Annotated in this window: 18 protein-coding genes; all 18 read left to right on the top strand. The window is 29.5% G+C overall.

Translation table 11 applies throughout. The annotated features are described in order from the left end of the window. Position 1 precedes the first annotated feature (1 nt). The 18 genes from N4T20_RS01585 to N4T20_RS01500 all read left to right on the top strand — a co-directional run bounded on the left by N4T20_RS01585 (position 2) and on the right by N4T20_RS01500 (position 17925). Positions 2-973: an MraY family glycosyltransferase gene (locus tag N4T20_RS01585; protein WP_260671411.1), complete on the top strand. Its 972-nt coding sequence runs from the start codon at positions 2-4 to the stop codon at positions 971-973. Further along, positions 963-1394, top strand: coding sequence for a WxcM-like domain-containing protein (locus N4T20_RS01580; protein WP_260671410.1), 432 nt, complete (start codon positions 963-965; stop codon positions 1392-1394). Before N4T20_RS01585 ends, N4T20_RS01580 begins: the two co-directional genes overlap by 11 nt. Then, the gene (locus tag N4T20_RS01575; protein ID WP_260671409.1) at positions 1384-2511 is read left to right on the top strand and encodes a DegT/DnrJ/EryC1/StrS family aminotransferase; all 1128 of its coding nucleotides are present in this window, start codon (positions 1384-1386) and stop codon (positions 2509-2511) included. The genes N4T20_RS01580 and N4T20_RS01575 overlap by 11 nt, the downstream gene beginning before the upstream one ends. Positions 2512-2526: 15 nt before the next feature. Next, on the top strand, positions 2527-3075 hold the full coding sequence (rfbC, locus tag N4T20_RS01570; protein WP_260671408.1) for a dTDP-4-dehydrorhamnose 3,5-epimerase: 549 nt from the start codon (positions 2527-2529) through the stop codon (positions 3073-3075). Next, positions 3075-3920: a dTDP-4-dehydrorhamnose reductase gene (gene rfbD / locus N4T20_RS01565; protein ID WP_260671407.1), complete on the top strand. Its 846-nt coding sequence runs from the start codon at positions 3075-3077 to the stop codon at positions 3918-3920. The genes rfbC and rfbD overlap by 1 nt, the downstream gene beginning before the upstream one ends. 63 nt (positions 3921-3983) lie before the next feature. Beyond that, complete coding sequence (gene rfbA, locus N4T20_RS01560) at positions 3984-4868, top strand: glucose-1-phosphate thymidylyltransferase RfbA (protein WP_260671406.1); 885 nt, start codon at positions 3984-3986, stop codon at positions 4866-4868. 108 nt (positions 4869-4976) lie between these two features. Continuing rightward, a complete protein-coding gene (locus N4T20_RS01555) occupies positions 4977-6920 on the top strand; it encodes a polysaccharide biosynthesis protein (protein ID WP_409559631.1) in 1944 nt (647 codons plus the stop codon). A 133-nt stretch (positions 6921-7053) separates the two neighbouring features. Continuing rightward, the gene (locus tag N4T20_RS01550; protein ID WP_260671404.1) at positions 7054-7917 is read left to right on the top strand and encodes an ABC transporter permease; all 864 of its coding nucleotides are present in this window, start codon (positions 7054-7056) and stop codon (positions 7915-7917) included. Continuing rightward, complete coding sequence (locus tag N4T20_RS01545) at positions 7918-9183, top strand: ABC transporter ATP-binding protein (RefSeq protein ID WP_260671403.1); 1266 nt, start codon at positions 7918-7920, stop codon at positions 9181-9183. Between the two features lies 1 nt (position 9184). Further along, the gene (locus tag N4T20_RS01540; protein WP_260671402.1) at positions 9185-10420 is read left to right on the top strand and encodes a glycosyltransferase; all 1236 of its coding nucleotides are present in this window, start codon (positions 9185-9187) and stop codon (positions 10418-10420) included. Next, positions 10417-11493, top strand: a complete 1077-nt coding sequence (locus N4T20_RS01535; protein ID WP_260671401.1) for a DegT/DnrJ/EryC1/StrS aminotransferase family protein — start codon at positions 10417-10419, stop codon at positions 11491-11493. The genes N4T20_RS01540 and N4T20_RS01535 overlap by 4 nt, the downstream gene beginning before the upstream one ends. Next, entirely contained in the window at positions 11487-12134 is a 648-nt protein-coding gene (locus tag N4T20_RS01530; protein ID WP_260671400.1) for an acetyltransferase, read from the top strand. The genes N4T20_RS01535 and N4T20_RS01530 overlap by 7 nt, the downstream gene beginning before the upstream one ends. Positions 12135-12137: 3 nt before the next feature. Beyond that, positions 12138-13124, top strand: a complete 987-nt coding sequence (locus N4T20_RS01525; protein ID WP_260671399.1) for a glycosyltransferase family 2 protein — start codon at positions 12138-12140, stop codon at positions 13122-13124. Then, positions 13121-13987 (top strand): glycosyltransferase, encoded by an 867-nt coding sequence (locus N4T20_RS01520; RefSeq protein ID WP_260671398.1) that lies wholly within the window; start codon positions 13121-13123, stop codon positions 13985-13987. Before N4T20_RS01525 ends, N4T20_RS01520 begins: the two co-directional genes overlap by 4 nt. After that, positions 13987-15123 carry a glycosyltransferase family 4 protein gene (locus tag N4T20_RS01515; protein WP_260671397.1) on the top strand — a complete coding sequence of 379 codons (1137 nt, stop codon included), beginning with the start codon at positions 13987-13989 and terminating at the stop codon, positions 15121-15123. The genes N4T20_RS01520 and N4T20_RS01515 overlap by 1 nt, the downstream gene beginning before the upstream one ends. A gap of 138 nt (positions 15124-15261) precedes the next feature. Continuing rightward, positions 15262-16122, top strand: a complete 861-nt coding sequence (locus N4T20_RS01510) for a glycosyltransferase family protein (protein ID WP_260671396.1) — start codon at positions 15262-15264, stop codon at positions 16120-16122. Continuing rightward, entirely contained in the window at positions 16115-17047 is a 933-nt protein-coding gene (locus N4T20_RS01505; RefSeq protein ID WP_260671395.1) for a glycosyltransferase family 2 protein, read from the top strand. The genes N4T20_RS01510 and N4T20_RS01505 overlap by 8 nt, the downstream gene beginning before the upstream one ends. Beyond that, positions 17029-17925, top strand: coding sequence for a glycosyltransferase family 2 protein (locus N4T20_RS01500; protein ID WP_260671394.1), 897 nt, complete (start codon positions 17029-17031; stop codon positions 17923-17925). The genes N4T20_RS01505 and N4T20_RS01500 overlap by 19 nt, the downstream gene beginning before the upstream one ends. Positions 17926-17937: the final 12 nt, after the last annotated feature.

The raw sequence follows: 17937 nt of genomic DNA, 5'->3' as shown, positions 1-17937 counted from the left end.
AATGGAATATACCATACTCGGAATAATTTTAATGATCATTATGCTGCTTTATTTCAAAATAGCAGATCATTTTAATATAATTGATAAGCCGAACGAAAGAAGCTCTCATAAAGAAATAACATTACGGGGAGGAGGAATAATTTTCTGGTTTTCGGCTTTAATTTATTTTTTACAGAATATTCAAAGCAATTACTTTTTCTTTACAGGTATAACCTTAGTCAGTTTAGTTAGTTTTTGGGATGATATTCAAAGCCTATCAAACAAAATTAGAATTGCAGTTCATTTTCTTTCAATTACTTTGATTTTTCATGATTTAAATTTATTCCATTTAATGCCTGTTTGGGGAGTTGTAGTTTCTTATGTACTGGCCATCGGACTAATAAATGCCTATAATTTTATGGATGGAATTAATGGAATTACTGGCCTTTATACTTTAGTTGTAATGGGATCATTATTGTATGTCAATACAAAAATCCAGCTTTTCATTGATGGAATGTTTATTAAATATGCAATAATTGCTAGTCTAGTTTTTCTATTCTTCAATTACAGAAAAAAAGCAAAATGCTTTGCCGGGGATGTTGGAAGTATTGCAATAGCTTTTTGGATAATTTATTTGGTTGTAAAACTAATTCTTGTAACAGAATCACTTATTTGGCTGTTGTTTTTAGCTGTATATGGGGTTGATGCGGTTTGTACAATTTTGCATAGACTTTATCTGAAACAGAATATTTTTGAGGCGCATAGATTGCATTTGTATCAAATATTAAGTAATGAATATAAAATGCAACATAGATTAGTGTCTCTTCTTTATGCCTTAGCTCAAGCTGGAATTTCTTTACTAGTAATTCTTTTTTATCAAAAAGTTCAAGATTTGCTTATTTTCTTAATTGTAATTTTACCTTTATTGTTGCTTTATTCTTCAAAATTTTATTTGTTAAACAAAAATAATTTACGATTGAATCATGGAGCCTAAAATAATTCAGGGAGGAAAATTTTCAGATCAACGAGGAAGTATATCGTATGTAAATGATTTTAACTTTACTGATATTGAAAGGTTTTACATTATAACTAATTCGAAGGAAAATCCAGTTCGAGCTTGGCAAGGACATAAATTAGATGCTAAAAACTTCTATTGTCTTTCAGGGGCTTTTAATATCTATTTTCTAAAAATTGATAATTGGGAAAATCCTTCAAAGGATTTAACGATTGAGACTGTTTATGTTTCTGAATCTGACAGTAAAATAGTTCACATACCTGCTGGTTACGCAAATGCAATAGAATCTCTGGAAGAAAATTCAAAATTAATATCTTTTTCTACATTGCCATTGAGTAATGTTAGCGATGACGATGTTCTTTATCCGTCGGATTATTGGCGTATTAATAATGGAAAATAAAAGGATTTATTTATCATTATCTCAAGAAAGCGGATTTGAGCAAGATTACATTCAGAATGCTTTAAAGTCAAATTGGATTACTTCTGGAGGACCAAATGTAGAGGAGTTTGAAAATATACTTCAGGGTTATTTTGGAAATGAAAACTTTGTTGCCACTACAAATTCTGGAACATCCGCTATACATTTAGCTTTAATCTTATTAGGTGTTAAAGCCGGCGATGAGGTAATTTGCCAAAGTATGACTTTTTCAGCTTCTGCAAATCCAATTTTATATCAGAATGCATCTCCATTATTTGTAGATAGTGAAGCAGATACTTGGAATATTTGCCCCGAAAAACTTGAAATAGCCATAAATGATCGAATAAAAAAAGGAAAAAAACCCAAAGCGATTATAGCGGTTCATTTATACGGTATGCCATATAAGGTAGATGAAATACATTCAATTGCTGATAAATATGAGATACCAATTATTGAAGATAGCGCTGAAGCGCTTGGTAGCAGTTATAAAGGGAAAAAATGTGGTAGTTTCGGATTCTTTGGTATTTTATCTTTCAATGGAAATAAAATTATTACGACTTCTAGCGGCGGCGCATTAATCGCTAGACATAAAGAACAAAAGAAAAAAGCAATTTTTTATGCTACTCAATCAAAAGATGCAGAGGTACATTATCAGCATAGTGAAATAGGCTACAATTATAGAATGAGTAATATTTGCGCAGGAATAGGTTTGGGGCAAATGAAAATCTTAGAAAAAAATATTAGATTAAGACAAGCAAATCATTTATTCTATAAGGAGATTTTTAAAGAAGTCAAAAACGCAAAACTTTTTGATAATCTGGACAATGACTCCATTTCTAACTATTGGCTTAATACAGTACTTTTAAACACAAAAGAAGAAAAAGAAAGTTTAAGACTCGCTTTTAACGAAGCAAATATAGAGAGTAGGCCGTTATGGAAGCCAATGCATCTACAGCCAGTTTTTAAAAAATATCCATATTATGGCGGTATAATTGCTGAAGAATTATTTGAAAAAGGATTATGTTTGCCATCAGGATCAAATTTAACAGGTCAAGATAAAGAGAGAATTAAAGAAGTTATTGTCAATTTCTTTAAATGAATATAAAAATAGAATATGAAAATTGAAGAAACATTTATAAAAGACCTGGTAATTGTTGAGCCAACAGTTTTTGGAGACGAAAGAGGATATTTTTTTGAGTCTTATAGTAAAATCAAATTGGAAGATTTAGGAATTAATATTGAATTTGTTCAAGATAACCAGTCTTTTTCAAAAAAAGGGACTTTAAGAGGGTTGCATTATCAAAATCCTCCTTTCGCTCAAACAAAGTTAGTTCGTGTTTTAGAAGGAGAAATTATTGATGTTGCTGTAGATTTAAGAAAAGATTCCCCTACTTATGGAAAGTCATTTAGTATTTTATTATCAGCAGAAAATAAAAAACAATTGTTAGTTCCTCAAGGATTTGCGCATGGATTTTCAGTTATTAGTGAAACGGCTTCGGTAATGTATAAATGTGATCAATTTTATAATAAAGCCTCAGAAGGAGGGATTAAATACGATGATCCATCTCTAAATATTGATTGGGGGATGAACTTAAATGAGGCAATCGTTTCCGAAAAAGATCAAATCCTGCCTTTTATCGAAAATTGTAATAGCTTATTTTAATGAAAAAAATTCTAGTAACTGGTGCAACAGGGCAATTAGGATCTGAACTTTCAGTTTTAGCGCCTTCATATTCTCATTATGAATGGGTGTTTGCTGATCGAACGCAGGCAACATTAGATAATTTAGAATTGCTTCAATCTCAATTAGATAAGATTAATCCAGATATTATATTTAATTGTGGAGCTTATACGGCTGTTGATAGAGCTGAATCAGAAAAAGATTTGGCTTTTAAAGTGAATCACTTAGCGGTAGAATTAATTGCAAAATACTCTGCAGAAAATAATGCAAAATTAATTCATATCTCAACAGATTATGTTTTTGATGGATCTTCATCAATTGCTTTAAATGAAGAAGCTGAAACTAATCCTATAAATATTTATGGAGAAAGTAAATTGGCTGGTGAAATTGCTTGTTTGAAAGAAAATCCAGAATCTATTATAATTAGGACTTCTTGGGTTTACAGCAAGTATGGAAGTAATTTTGTAAAAACCATGCAGAGATTAATGCAGGAAAGAGATGAAATCAATGTGGTGAATGACCAGATTGGTTCTCCAACTTATGCAGCTGATTTAGCACAGGCAATGATTGATATAATTGAATCATCCAAATGGATACCTGGAATTTATAATTATTCAAATGAAGGCGAAATTAGCTGGTACGAATTTGCATTAAGTATTAAAGAATTTGGAAATTATAATTGTAAAGTAGGAGGGATTCCCTCGTCATCGTACCCAACTCCTGCAAAGAGGCCTAGCTTTTCATTATTAAGCAAGGAAAAAATAGAGACAGTTTATAATATGAATATTCCAAATTATAAGGGAAGTTTAAAAAAAATGTTTGTTTAAAATCTCTGATTTAGAGATTTGAAAAATCAGATGTCTGAAATCTAAAATCAAAAATTAGGATTTATGAAAGGAATTATATTAGCTGGAGGTTCTGGCACAAGATTGCATCCATTAACATTAGCTGTAAGTAAACAATTAATGCCTGTTTATGATAAACCCATGATTTATTATCCGTTATCAACTTTAATGATGGCTGGAATCAATGAAATTTTGATTATATCTACTCCTCATGATTTACCGCACTTTAAGAAGCTTTTGGGAGATGGAAGCTCAATAGGTTGTAAATTTAGCTATGCTGAACAGCTAAATCCTAATGGACTTGCTCAAGCTTTTGTGATAGGTGAGGAATTTATTGGCACTGATAAAGTAGCTTTAGTTTTGGGCGACAATATTTTTTTCGGAACAAATATGCAACAGCTATTAAAAGATAATGCTAATCCAGAAGGGGGGGTTGTCTTTGCATACCATGTTGCGGATCCAGAAAGATATGGAGTGGTAGAATTTGATGAAAATAAAAATGCTATTTCAATTGAGGAAAAACCTTTAGAGCCTAAATCAAATTATGCGGTCCCAGGCCTATATTTTTATGATAATTCTGTTGTAGAAATAGCAAAAAATATAAAACCTAGTGCACGTGGCGAATACGAAATCACAGATGTTAATAAAGTCTATCTTGAGAAAGGAAAATTAAAAGTAGGGATATTAAGTAGAGGTACTGCTTGGCTAGACACAGGAACATTCAATAGTTTAATACAGGCAGGGCAATTTGTACAAGTTTTAGAGGAGAGACAAGGTTTAAAAGTGGGTTGTATTGAAGAAATTGCTTGGAGACAAGGCTTTATTGATGATGCAAGACTGGAGGAATTGGCTCAGCCATTGCTTAAATCAGGGTACGGAACCTATTTATTAGAGTTTTTGAAGCAAAAGAAAAAAGGTGTTAAAATTTAATTTGCACCACTAAGTAATTATTTAAAACCTTTAATTTGTATTTTTGTATAAAGTTCAAATTTTACTGACTTAAAAAATGCTAAATTGAATACAGAAAAACCAAATAACATAACCTCTTTGTTATATAAGACCTTTTCTCCAAGAAATCTTAGAGCAAACATCAATAATTTAAGCTATCTGCCAAGATGGATTATTATTGCTATTGATGTAATGGTCTTGTTTTTTTCATTTTCTTTTACGTATTTGCTTTTTGACGGTACAGCGATAGGATATATTATAACATCTCATGATTTTTATTTTGTAGCTAGTTTAATAACTGTCAATGTTTTTTTCTTTTGGCTCTTTAGAACCTATTCCGGAATTATCAGACATTCATCTTATATTGATGCTATAAAACTGCTTTTTTCTCAAATGTCGGTTTTGGTCTTCTTTCTATTTATAAATTTAATCTTTGAACTTTATACCGGGCATAAAGCATTTTTAAATACAGCTCTTTTTATCAACTTAGTTTTGTCTTTTTGTGGGCTGTTTTTATATCGCGTTATTGTAAAACAGACATTCGAGATGTACTTTTCAGAAAAAGCGACTACTAAGCTTGTAAGAACAGTTATTTACGGTACAGATGCAAATGCAATTTCTGTTGCAAATGCTTTAAAATTTGAAACGCCTTCCAGATTTAAAATTGTAGGATTTGTTGATAAGAATAATCAGAATGCATCAAAGCGTATGCTGGATCTTCCGATTTTAATTTTAAGAAAAAAACTTCCTGCGCTAATGAGATCTGTTGCTGCAGAGGGAGTAATTATTGCAGATAAAAGCTTGACTAAGGATGAACAGCTTATTATTGTTGATCAGTGTTTAGAATTTAATTATCGGGTATATACAGTTCCCTTGATTTCCGATTGGGAAAACCAAAAAGAGATTTCTCAGAAAGTAAAAAACATACAAATTGAAGATTTACTTGAAAGAAAACCTATAGTTCTAGATAGTAAATCAATTTCTAAGCAATTAAAAGATAAAACAATTTTAATTACTGGTGCAGCCGGTTCAATCGGAAGTGAGATTGTAAGGCAGGTTCTAAATTTTAATCCTAAAAATGTTATTGTTTTAGATCATGCAGAGACACCTTTGCACAATTTATGCTTAGAAACTCAATCAATGAATTTCAGTACAAAGATTGTAGCTGTAATTGCAGATGTGAGAAGTAAAAAAGCATTGGATAAAGTTTTTAAAAGCTATAATCCGCATGTTGTTTTCCATGCAGCGGCATATAAACACGTGCCTCTGATGGAAGAAAATCCTGCTCAGGCAATCCAAACCAATATAAAAGGAACCAAGAACCTTGCTGATTTAGCTTGCAAATATCATGTAAAGAAATTTGTAATGGTTTCTACGGATAAAGCTGTGAATCCAAGCAATGTAATGGGAGCAAGTAAGCGAATCGCTGAAAAATATGTGCAATCTTTATTCTTGAAAAATCAAAGAGAAAACGTAGAAGGAGGAACAAAATTTATCACTACTCGCTTTGGAAACGTTTTAGGCTCAAATGGTTCAGTTGTTCCGTTGTTTACTAAGCAAATTGCAGAAGGTGGACCAGTAACCATTACACATCAAGATATAATTCGTTACTTTATGACTATTCCAGAGGCTTGTCAGCTTGTATTAGAAGCAGGTGCAATGGGTAATGGTGGCGAGATTTATATTTTTGATATGGGTAAACCCGTTAGAATTATTGATTTGGCTCGAAAAATGATAAAACTTGCAGGTTTTATTCCAGATAAAGAAATTAAGATAAAAATCGTTGGTCTGAGACCAGGTGAAAAGCTTTATGAAGAATTACTAAATGATACTTCTAAAACTCTTCCAACATATCATAATAAGATTATGATTGCTCAAGAAATTCAGGATGAGTATGAAACCCTTCATAATGATGTTGACGAATTAATTGGCATTGCTGATTTTTATGAAAATGACGATATCGTCGCTAAGATGAAAAAAATTGTTCCAGAATTTAAGAGCATGAATTCTACTTTCGAGATTTTAGACAAATAGTATAGAGATAAAAATATAAATTCAAATATAATCAAAAGGTGTTTTTTTAAACGCCTTTTGGCATTTTTAAACAAATTACAAAATGTTAAAAATCTTGTTAATTTTTTAACAAACGATTTTTAAGTTCGTTTCAATGGATTCTAAAAACACAAATGACTGGCTGTTTGAAATAACACCCAAGAATAAATTTTTCTCCCTGAATTTTAAAGAGATTTGGCAGTATAGAGATTTATTGATGCTCTTTGTAAAAAGAGACATAATTACGGTATATAAGCAGACAGTTTTAGGGCCACTTTGGTACCTAATTCAGCCTTTGTTTACTTCTATAACCTTTACTATAATATTTAACAATGTTGCAGGAATTAAGACTGGCCTTATTCCGCCATTTTTATTTAATCTTGCAGGAATTATGGTTTGGAATTATTTTACTGCTTGTCTAAATGGAACTTCCGATACATTTAAATCTAATGCTGGAATATTTGGAAAAGTGTACTTTCCTAGAATTATCACACCTTTATCTATAGTGATTTCAAACTTGATTAAATTTGGAATTCAATTTTGCATATTTGTTGTTTTCTACATTTTCTTTTTTTGGCAAGGAGCAGATTTAAGTTTAAATGTATCATTGCTTTTTTTTCCTGTCTTAATTGCATTTATGGGAATTTTGGGGTTAGGTTTGGGGATGATGATTTCTTCAATGGTTACAAAATATAGAGATTTAAATAATTTAGTTGGATTTGGAGTACAGCTATTAATGTATATTTCTGCTGTAATGTATCCGATGGAATTGATAAAAGAGAAGCTTCCAAAATTTGGTTGGATTGTCCAATATAATCCCTTAGCTTATGTAATAGAAACTTCTCGTTATATGCTTTTGAATATTGGCAGCATATCATTATTAGGTTTATTATATACAGCAATAGTTACATTGATTGTTTTCTTTGGTGGATTATTGGTTTTTAATAGAACAGAAAAAAGCTTTATAGATACTGTATAAATGAAGGATATAATATTAAAAGCCGAAAACATTTCAAAGCAATATCGTCTAGGAGAGGTTGGCACAGGAACTTTGAAACATGATTTAAATAGATGGTGGTACAAAATTCGTGGGAAAGAAAATCCATATTTAAAGATTGGTGATGTAAACGATCGTTCTAAAAAAGGAGATTCAGATTATGTATGGGCCTTGCAGGATATTAATTTTGAAGTAGAGCGTGGAGAAGTTTTAGGTATTATCGGTAAAAATGGTGCGGGAAAATCTACACTTTTAAAAATTCTTTCGAAAGTAACCGCTCCTACAACGGGTAGTATAAAATCTCGTGGACGCATAGCTTCATTATTAGAAGTGGGGACAGGGTTTAATGGTGAAATGACCGGAAGAGAAAATATTTTTCTAAATGGAGCCATTTTAGGAATGACCAAAAAAGAAATTACATCCAAACTTGATGAAATTATTGAGTTTTCTGGCTGTGAGCGTTATATAGAGACTCCTGTAAAAAGATATAGCTCTGGAATGACAGTTCGTTTAGCATTTGCGGTAGCTGCTTTTTTAGAACCTGAAATTTTAGTTGTAGATGAGGTTCTAGCAGTCGGAGATGCTGAATTTCAAAAAAAGGCAATTGGTAAGATGCAGGATATTTCGAGAGGTGAAGGGAGAACGGTTTTGTTTGTCAGTCATAATATGGCTGCGGTTAAAAGTTTATGTACTAGAGGGATAGTTTTAGAACATGGAAGTATAAAATTTGAAGGAAATATTGATGATGCTTTAATTGTATATAATTCCGATATAATTGATTTAGTGAGGGAAGTGAGTTGGGATATTGAGGAAGCTCCGGGTAATTCAAATGCAAGGATTAAAAGCGTAAAACTTACATCAGATAGTCATTTTTTTTATATAGAAAACAAAATAAATGTTGAAATAGAGTTTGTTAATATTTTTGATAATTATATTGTTAATTGTTCTATTTCAATTTTCGATGATAATGATACTTATATTTTAGCATCTCCAAATTTAGAAAGAATTCCTTTAGAGAAAGGCACTTATAAAAGTGTATGTGTAATTCCTGCAAATTTCCTAAATAAAGGGAAATACTTCTTCTCAGTAATTTTAGTAGGAAATAATTTTGAGATCATTTCACAATTAGATAAAATCGTTTCAATTGATATTGATGAACAAGGTCTTTATAGAAAAGATTATTTTGGTCACTGGAGTGGTATAGTAAGACCATATTTAAAATGGGAAAACAAGCAAATCGATTTCTAAAATGAATCTCAAAAAAATTGCCGAGCATAAATTAAAAGATCTTTTTAATATAATTAAAATCTTTTTTTATAAAGACTATTTTGTTCTCTATAAAGGGCTAAAAAAAAATGATTTATTAATCTTTGATGATATTTTTCCGCATCCCATTTCTGGTTTTAGACTTGAAGAATTTACTTTTTTATTAAATTGTTTAAAGAAATCTAAGATTGTTGTTTTACCAACTGCATATAGGTTTATAAATACACCAGTTGTAGAGCATAAAAAACATATAAAAGAATTCGAGTCTCAATTTAAGCTAAAGAATAAAGTAAAACTTAGAAAGGGATTTTTAAATATTAATGCAAAAGTTTTTTATTGTGTGTTTCTTCATAACATATCAAGAAATCTATCATGGTTAGAAAAACACAAAATACCTTTTATATTTACTTTGTATCCTGGTGGAGGATTCGAATTAGAAGAAAGCAAAAGTGATAATGAATTAAAAAAAGTTTGTGAATCACCAATGTTTCGTAAAGTTATTGTGACGCAGCAAATAACTTATGATTATTTACTAAAAAAGAATATATGTAAGGCAGAAAGTATAAAATTTATTTTTGGATGTGTTGTGCCTCAGATTTCAATGATCAAAGATTTAGTAAACAAAAAAAGTTATTTAATAAATAAAAAAACATTCGACATTTGTTTTTGTGCAGCCAAATATACTCCCACAGGTAAAGATAAAGGTTACGATGTATTTATTGAATTTGCGAAAATGATTGCCCTAAGGTATGATTTTGTTAAATTTCATATAATTGGGGGTTTTAGCGAAAGTGATATTGATGTTTCTGATATAGAAAATAAGACAAAATTTTATGGATATCAAAATTTTGAAGCTTTAGGAGGAATTTACCAAACAATGGATGTTTTAGTATCGCCAAACAAGGCATTTAAGTTAGGCAAAGGTGGTTTTGATGGGTTTCCGTTAGGTACTGTTGTTGAAGCAGCTTTAAATGGGGTTGTGGTTCTGATTGCCGATGAACTTAAACAAAACAGTCTTTTTATTCAGAATGAAGATTTAATCATAATAGATAGTACCTCCGAATCTATTATGAAACATATTGTAGAATTGATTGAAAATCCCCAGAAATTGTATGGCATTTCCCAAAAGGGGAGGCAAAAATTTCGAGAGATTTATTCTAATGAAATTCAAATGAGCCCAAGAATTACCTTAATAAAGAGCGAGATAGCTAAAAAATGATAAATGTAACAAAAACTTTTCTTCCACCTCTAGAAGATTATAATAGAATAATACAACGTGTTTGGGATAATGAATGGCTAACCAATAGAGGCGAATTAGTATTAGAACTTGAAGAAAAATTAAAAAAAAGTTTAGAGGTTTCAAATATTATTATTACAAATAATGGTACAATTCCATTGCAAATTGCAATAAAACTATTAGGCCAAAAAGGAGAAATAATTACCACACCATTTAGTTATGTTGCTACTACATCATCAATTGTGTGGGAAAATTGTAAACCTGTTTTTGTAGACATACATCCAGAGTATTTTACAATTGACGAAACTAAAATAGAAGAAGCAATTACCACAAGAACAACCGCGATAGTAGCAACTCATGTTTTTGGAAATCCTTGCAATATTGAGGCTATAGAGGCCATTGCTAAAAAATACAATTTATGGGTTATTTATGATGCAGCGCATTGTTTTGGAGTAAAATACAATGATAGATCTATTTTTGAATTTGGAGATGTAAGTACCTGTAGTTTTCACGCTACAAAATTATTTCATACAGGAGAAGGGGGAGCAATGTTTGCAAATGATATCGAGTTGAGACATAAATTATATTATTCGCATAATTTTGGACATAATGGGCCATTAGCTTTTCACGGTTTAGGAATTAACGGAAAAATATCAGAACTTCAGGCGGCTATGGGACTTGCGGTTTTCCCCTATATGAATAATATAATTGATGAAAGGAAAAAAATAGTTGAATTTTATAATTTAAACATTAATTTCTCCAAAGTCTCATCTTTGAAAATTAGGAAAAATACAGAATGGAATTATAGTTATTACCCAATTATTTTTGAAACAGAACAAGATTTACTTGATCTTCAAAAAGAATTTAATAATCGCAATATTTTTCCCCGAAGATATTTCTATCCATCATTGAACACAATTCAATATACAAAGGGTGCTGAAATGCCTATTTCTGAAAGTGTCGCCTCACGAATTATGTGTTTGCCACTTTATGTAGGTCTAAAAGTAGAAGAATTAGAAAAAATTGTTTTACTAATAAATACTCATTTATGTTAATTATTGGAGCAAAAGGTTTTGCGAAAGAAGTTTTGGAAGTCGTAAATGAATCAGATGAAATTGATAATTTAGTATTTTATGATGATATCAGCGAGTCTGTAGATAATATTTTGTTTAATAGATTTCCAATTTTAAGGAATCGTGAAGAGGCCTCGAATTATTTAAAAAAAATTGATAATAGATTTACTTTAGGTATTGGAAATCCATTGTTAAGAAAAAAACTTTATCAAGTTTTTAAGGATTTAGGAGGGGTTTTTACTTCTACTATTAGCACTAAATCAAATATTGGAAATTATGATATAAATGTTGGAGTAGGATCTAATATTTTAGCAGGATCGACTATTTCAAATAGTGTTACAATAGGAATGGGAGTTATATTATACTATAATTCAGTTGTAACTCATGATTGTATTATTGGAGACTTTGTCGAAATATCACCTGGTGCTACAATTTTAGGACGCTCTAAAATTTCAGATTATTGTCAGGTAGGAGCAAATTCTACAATACTTCCAGATCTCAATATCGGCACAAATGTTATTGTAGGAGCTGGAGCGGTCGTTACAAAAGATATTCCAGATAATAGTATAGTGGTTGGGATTCCAGGTAAAATTATTAAAGAATTGCCCTCCCTTAATTTTTAAATTATGCATTCTGATTTTAAAGTTAGTGTTTGTATGATCACTTATGGTCATGAAAAATATATTCGTCAGGCTATAGAAGGAGTATTAATGCAAGAGTGTGATTTTGAGGTTGAGCTAATTATTTCTAATGATTGTTCTCCGGATATGACTGACGAGGTGGTTCAAGATATCGTAAAAAATTATCCTAAAAAATCAAGAATAAAATATTTTAAACATGAAATTAATCTAGGAATAATGCCTAATTTATTTTTTTCTTTAGAGCAATGTACAGGAAAATATGTTGCTATGTGCGAAGGGGATGATTATTGGATAACAAAAGATAAATTACAAAAGCAAGTCGACATTTTAGAAAATAATGAAGATGGAGGTTTAGTTTATTCAAATGCTAAACACTACATCGAGAAAACTGGAGAATACTTAGAATTTCCTTATAAGGATATAAAAAATCCAAATCAGATAATTCCTGAAATGTTAAAAAGTAAATTTATTGAATTTGCTTCTACAGTTTTTAGAAAAAAAATATTAGATACAGTATTAGAGACGTTAAGAGAAGAATTAAAAGGGAAAGTAATAGGAGATACAAGAATACTATTAGAAACAATTTATATCTCAAAATTATATTATTTGAATGAAGTTTCTTGTGTTTATAGAATTTTAGATGGGAGTGCGAGCCATCCCATGACCATTGATAAATTTATTTTTACTTTACAAGATTCCTATTTCTGTAGAAAAAGTTTTGTTCAAAGAAATAATTTAAATAGAGCTTGGTTATCTGATTCAATTTGTAATACAAATAGGATATTAATTAACAAGGCTTTCGTTGTTAATAGCTGCCTAGATACTATTCATCTATTAAAAAATATTTTAATTTTAGATACTTTTAAATATTGTAAATGGAACGTCTTTAAGAAAAAAATGAATTTAAGTATTTGGATAAAGTTTGTCCTATCACTAATTGGTATAGGTGTTTTAAGACAGAAACTAAAATGAATAAATCTTCTATTATAAGCGTTTGTATGATTACTTATGGCCACGAAAAATATATTCGTGAAGCAATAGAAGGGGTATTGATGCAAAACTCTGATTTTGAAATTGAAATAATATTATTTAATGATTGCTCTCCTGATAATACAGATAAAATAATTCAAGATATAATTAAAAACCACGAAAGAGGCTCATGGATTAAATATATAAAACATGATCAAAATGTAGGCATGATGGTTAACTTTTTACAGGCACTCAAAGCTTGTAAAGGGGATTATATTGCCCTTTGTGAAGGCGATGATTATTGGGTTGATCCTTTAAAACTGCAAAAGCAAATTAGTTTTTTGTCTTCCAATCCTCACTTTAGTTTATGTTTTCATAATAGTATCATTAAGAGTGAAAACAATGAGAGGGTAATGTTAGAAGAATTAGGCAAATTAGAGTTTGATACCAAAGATATTCTGCATCAATGGTTTATTCCTACTGCTTCGATTGTTTTTAGAAATTATTCTGATTTTGTTTTTCCTGATTGGTTTGTAAATTGTCAAAGTGGAGATATTCCATTATTGTTGTTACTATCACTTAGAGGGAACATAAAATATATAGATGAAGTAATGTCTGTATACAGGCTTCATCAAGGAGGAGTCTCAAATACACATAGAGAATATTCTAAAGTTATTGGCATGGTATATATCTATCAATCTTTCAATTTTTACACAAAGCTAAAATTTGATGAAGAAATTAAAAACGCTATTATTTATGAGATGAGATGCCATTTGCCAGAAATTCAAGAATTAAAACAATTAAGAAATAATAATAAGAGTCTTTTAAAAAGAATCCTTGTTAGATTAAAAAAGAAACTTAGATAATGAAAAAGATATTATTTATTTCACACCAGAATTCATTATCAGGAGCTCCATTAGTTTTATTATATTTCATGCAATGGCTAAAACGAAATCATGAGGATTATCAAATTGATTTACTAGTGTTAAATGAAGGGAAACTGTCAGTCGATTTTAAAAGTCTTGTAAAAAAATATTACAGTATCAACGATTTAAACAGCAAATTGATTTTTCAAAATCAGCTTCCGCTATTTATGAAAGTGAGAGTTGATAAGCATTTGAATAAAATGCTTTTAAAAAAGATTAAAAAAGAAGATTACGATATAATCTATGCTAACACTGTTGGTGCGTTAGGAATAGCATCTAAATTAAAAGAAAATTCGAATTCAGAATTGGTACTGCATATTCATGAATTAAGTACAGTTATAAAGCAGATATTGCCCAACTTTAAGAAATTAAAAGATAATGTAGATAAATTCATTGCAGTTTCAGATTTAGTAAAAAATGAGTTGTCTGAAAAATGGGATGTTGAAACTCAGAAAATAAAAAGAGTATATGAGTTTTCAAAAATTGTAAATGCTATTCCGATAAAAAAAAATAATTCCGAAGAATTCATTGTATGCGGATGCGGATATGTAGATTGGAGGAAAGGCACAGATTTATTTTTACAGGTTGCAAGACTTATCCATTCGAAAAAACACAACAGAACGATAAAATTTATCTGGATTGGTAAATTAAGTTTGGCAGATAGATTAGTTATTGAGGCTGATATAAAAAAAATGGGATTAGAAGATTTTGTAGATTTTATTGGAGAAGTACCTAATCCTCATGATTATTTAAAGAAGTGTGATGTATTTTTAATGCCGTCTAGAGAAGATCCTTTTCCTTTAGTATGTATAGAGGTTGCAATGCTAAATAAACCAATAATCTGTTTTGATAAAGCCACCGGCATAGCAGAAATTATAAAAAATGGAGGAGGTTTTGTAGTTCCTTATCTTGAAGTTGAAAAAATGGCGAACAAAGTTGAGTATTATCTAAACAATCCGGAGATGAAATATCAAGATGGTCTTATAAATCAACAAAATTTTTCAAATTTTACTCCAGATAAAATGTGCCCTGAGATATTTGATTTCCTAGAAACATATGAATCACAGCTTGTTTAATTAAAGCTTTTTGGGTAACATTTGAAGTCAAAATTTTGAATCGTTTAAGAGAATATCAGCTTATGATTAATATAATAAGTTTCGGTATATTCAAAAAATGAAAACTCCTAATCTGTAATTATTTCTATTAAAAAGAATATGATTTCAATAATTATATGTTCCAAAGATCTTAATCTGTTTTCTCAAATACAAAAAAGTATTAAAGAAACAATAGGAGTAATTGCTTATGAAATTATAAGAATCGATAATTCTATAAAGAACTTATCAATAACTAAAGCTTATAATATAGGAATTAATAAGTCAAAATATGAATATTTGGTTTTTGTTCATGAAGATGTCCTTTTTCACACTATAAATTGGGGAAAAATTCTTGTGAATATATTTAATTTAAACCCAAAAATTGGATTGATGGGAGTTGCTGGAACAAAGTATAAAAGCAAATACCCGAGCGCATTTTGGCATACGAAAGAAGATTTTTTAAATATTAATTTGATTCAGCATTATCCACATAAACCAACGAGTCATTTTAAACTAGGTTTTAATGAAAATCATGTCGAAAAAGTTGTAGCAATTGACGGAGTTTTTATAGCTCTTAAAAAAAGTATAGGAGTTCATTTTAATGAAGAAATTATAGGTTTTCATTGTTACGATTTAGGTATTAGCATTGACGTTTTAGATGTAGGGCATCATATTGTAGTAACCGATCAGATTTTAATAGAACATTTTTCCATTGGAAATACAAATCTAGATTTTATAAATGGAGTTATTAAATTTCATGATTTGTATAAAAAAAAACTGCCAAAAAGTATTGATCATAAAAATAAGAACTTAGCATCCTTGGCATTAAAAAAATTTTTAGAATTGTGTCTAGATAATAAAATGGTACCTTCTAATTTATGGATATTCAACATTGCTTATAGCCCTTTTGATAAATTAAATTATCAAATATTGAAATTAAAAATCGATACATTAAAAATGAAATTTAAAGTTAATGGTTAAAGTTTCGATAATATTACCAAGTTATAATCATAGTGAATTTTTGCTAGAAAGATTAAAAAGCATACATAATCAAACTTACAAAAATTGGGAAGCAATTATAATTGATGATCAATCTACGGATGATAGTGTTCCGATAATTTCAAGTTTTCTTGGGCAAAATACCGATTTTAAGGTAAAATACTTTATTGTTAATGAGAAAAATTCAGGAAGTGGTTATTTCTCCTGGCAGAAGGGAATTGAATTGGCTGATACCGAATATATTTGGATAGCAGAAACGGATGATTATTCGAGTATTAATTTTCTGGATAAAATGATAAATGTTTTAGAAAATAATCCGCAGATTGCTTTAGCATTTTGTGATTCTAATTATGTTGATAAAAACAAAGAATATCTATATGATAGCTCCAAAAGAACATCAGTTTTAAAAGTAGCTATAGAAGAATTTGGAATCTTTAACAATAAAATTTTATTAAATTCAATGCCTCTAAATCCATTAATAACAAATGGAAGTAGTGTTGTTTTTAGAAAACCTTTAACTGAAATTCCGATTGAAATATTTCAGCAAAAACAATTGTCAGATCTTTTTTTATGGTCTTATTTAGTAAAAAATAAAGATTTTAGTTTTTTAAACAAAAAATTAAATTTTTTTAGAAGACACGAAGGATCAACTACTACAAAAAATCAATTACTTTATAAACAGGTATTATTTGATGAGATTATTTTTTATAGTAATTATTTTAGGGTTTCAAAAGAAAAGTTAAAAGCTGTAATTTATTATTTTGTCCAAAATTCTACATTTTCAATGAATGCATTAAAAAAAATAGAAGGTTTTAATCAGCGAGAGATTACTTATTATTATGTGAATTCAAGCTGTAAAATTTTCATAAAAAAAATAATAAAATCTTTATGCCAACTGTATCGGTAATTATTCCAACATATAACAGAGCTAAATATTTGGCTTTAACATTGGAAAGTATTGTAAGACAAACTTATCAGGACTTTGAAATAATTGTTGTAGATGATGGTACACCAAACAACGAAAATGAAATTATTTGTTCAAAATTTGATAAAGTACGTTATTATAAAATAAAAAATACTGGAGGACCAGCTGCTCCAAGAAATACAGGTATTCAAAAGGCTTCTGGAAAATATATTGCCTTTGTTGATGATGATGACTTATGGCTTCCTCAAAAACTAGGAATACAAGTTAAAATATTAGAAACTAATCCAGATTTTGGATTAGTTCATTCTTATTGTCAGGTAATAAACGAGTATGGTATTGTACAAGATAAAATTATAGGGAGACCAGGATCAATTGACATAAAGCATGGTGACGTTCGAATGAAAATGATAGGTAATTGGACTATAATGTCATCTACACCACTAATTAAAAGAAGCATTATTGAGAAGGTTGGATATTTTAATGAAAAGATGCCACCTGCAGGAGAAGATACTGAATATTGGACTAGATGTTCTTTTGAAACTAAATTTTATTATATAGATGAGCCACTAGTAAAATATAGGGTTCATTCTAAAAACATATCATCTGATAAGAAGAAATATTACAAACTAGATCTTTATTTAAAAGAAATTTTATTAAAGCAAAAAAAGAAGAATAAAATTTCGAATACTATCTATAAGAAACTTTTAAGTAAAATATGTATTAAGCAAATAAATCATATTAAACAGCATTGTTTTTTATCACTTAAAATCCTTTTTGAACTTGATACTTTTTGGTTTTTAAGATGGACTAATTTTAAAAGCCTAATAATCGTTGTTTTTTTTAACAAAATTAAAAAATAAATAATGCTATTT

Origin of the sequence: Flavobacterium sp. TR2 (assembly GCF_025252405.1) — a bacterium.
GTDB lineage: Bacteria > Bacteroidota > Bacteroidia > Flavobacteriales > Flavobacteriaceae > Flavobacterium.
Note: the sequence above shows the minus strand (reverse complement) of the source record. Positions and strands in the feature narration are given on the sequence as shown.

Coding starts and splice junctions, on each gene's coding strand:
- N4T20_RS01585 (WP_260671411.1), top strand. CDS start 2: ATGGAATATACCATACTCGGAATAATTTTAATGATCATTATGCTGCTT.
- N4T20_RS01580 (WP_260671410.1), top strand. CDS start 963: ATGGAGCCTAAAATAATTCAGGGAGGAAAATTTTCAGATCAACGAGGA.
- N4T20_RS01575 (WP_260671409.1), top strand. CDS start 1,384: ATGGAAAATAAAAGGATTTATTTATCATTATCTCAAGAAAGCGGATTT.
- rfbC (WP_260671408.1), top strand. CDS start 2,527: ATGAAAATTGAAGAAACATTTATAAAAGACCTGGTAATTGTTGAGCCA.
- rfbD (WP_260671407.1), top strand. CDS start 3,075: ATGAAAAAAATTCTAGTAACTGGTGCAACAGGGCAATTAGGATCTGAA.
- rfbA (WP_260671406.1), top strand. CDS start 3,984: ATGAAAGGAATTATATTAGCTGGAGGTTCTGGCACAAGATTGCATCCA.
- N4T20_RS01550 (WP_260671404.1), top strand. CDS start 7,054: ATGGATTCTAAAAACACAAATGACTGGCTGTTTGAAATAACACCCAAG.
- N4T20_RS01545 (WP_260671403.1), top strand. CDS start 7,918: ATGAAGGATATAATATTAAAAGCCGAAAACATTTCAAAGCAATATCGT.
- N4T20_RS01540 (WP_260671402.1), top strand. CDS start 9,185: ATGAATCTCAAAAAAATTGCCGAGCATAAATTAAAAGATCTTTTTAAT.
- N4T20_RS01535 (WP_260671401.1), top strand. CDS start 10,417: ATGATAAATGTAACAAAAACTTTTCTTCCACCTCTAGAAGATTATAAT.
- N4T20_RS01530 (WP_260671400.1), top strand. CDS start 11,487: ATGTTAATTATTGGAGCAAAAGGTTTTGCGAAAGAAGTTTTGGAAGTC.
- N4T20_RS01525 (WP_260671399.1), top strand. CDS start 12,138: ATGCATTCTGATTTTAAAGTTAGTGTTTGTATGATCACTTATGGTCAT.
- N4T20_RS01520 (WP_260671398.1), top strand. CDS start 13,121: ATGAATAAATCTTCTATTATAAGCGTTTGTATGATTACTTATGGCCAC.
- N4T20_RS01515 (WP_260671397.1), top strand. CDS start 13,987: ATGAAAAAGATATTATTTATTTCACACCAGAATTCATTATCAGGAGCT.
- N4T20_RS01510 (WP_260671396.1), top strand. CDS start 15,262: ATGATTTCAATAATTATATGTTCCAAAGATCTTAATCTGTTTTCTCAA.
- N4T20_RS01505 (WP_260671395.1), top strand. CDS start 16,115: ATGGTTAAAGTTTCGATAATATTACCAAGTTATAATCATAGTGAATTT.
- N4T20_RS01500 (WP_260671394.1), top strand. CDS start 17,029: ATGCCAACTGTATCGGTAATTATTCCAACATATAACAGAGCTAAATAT.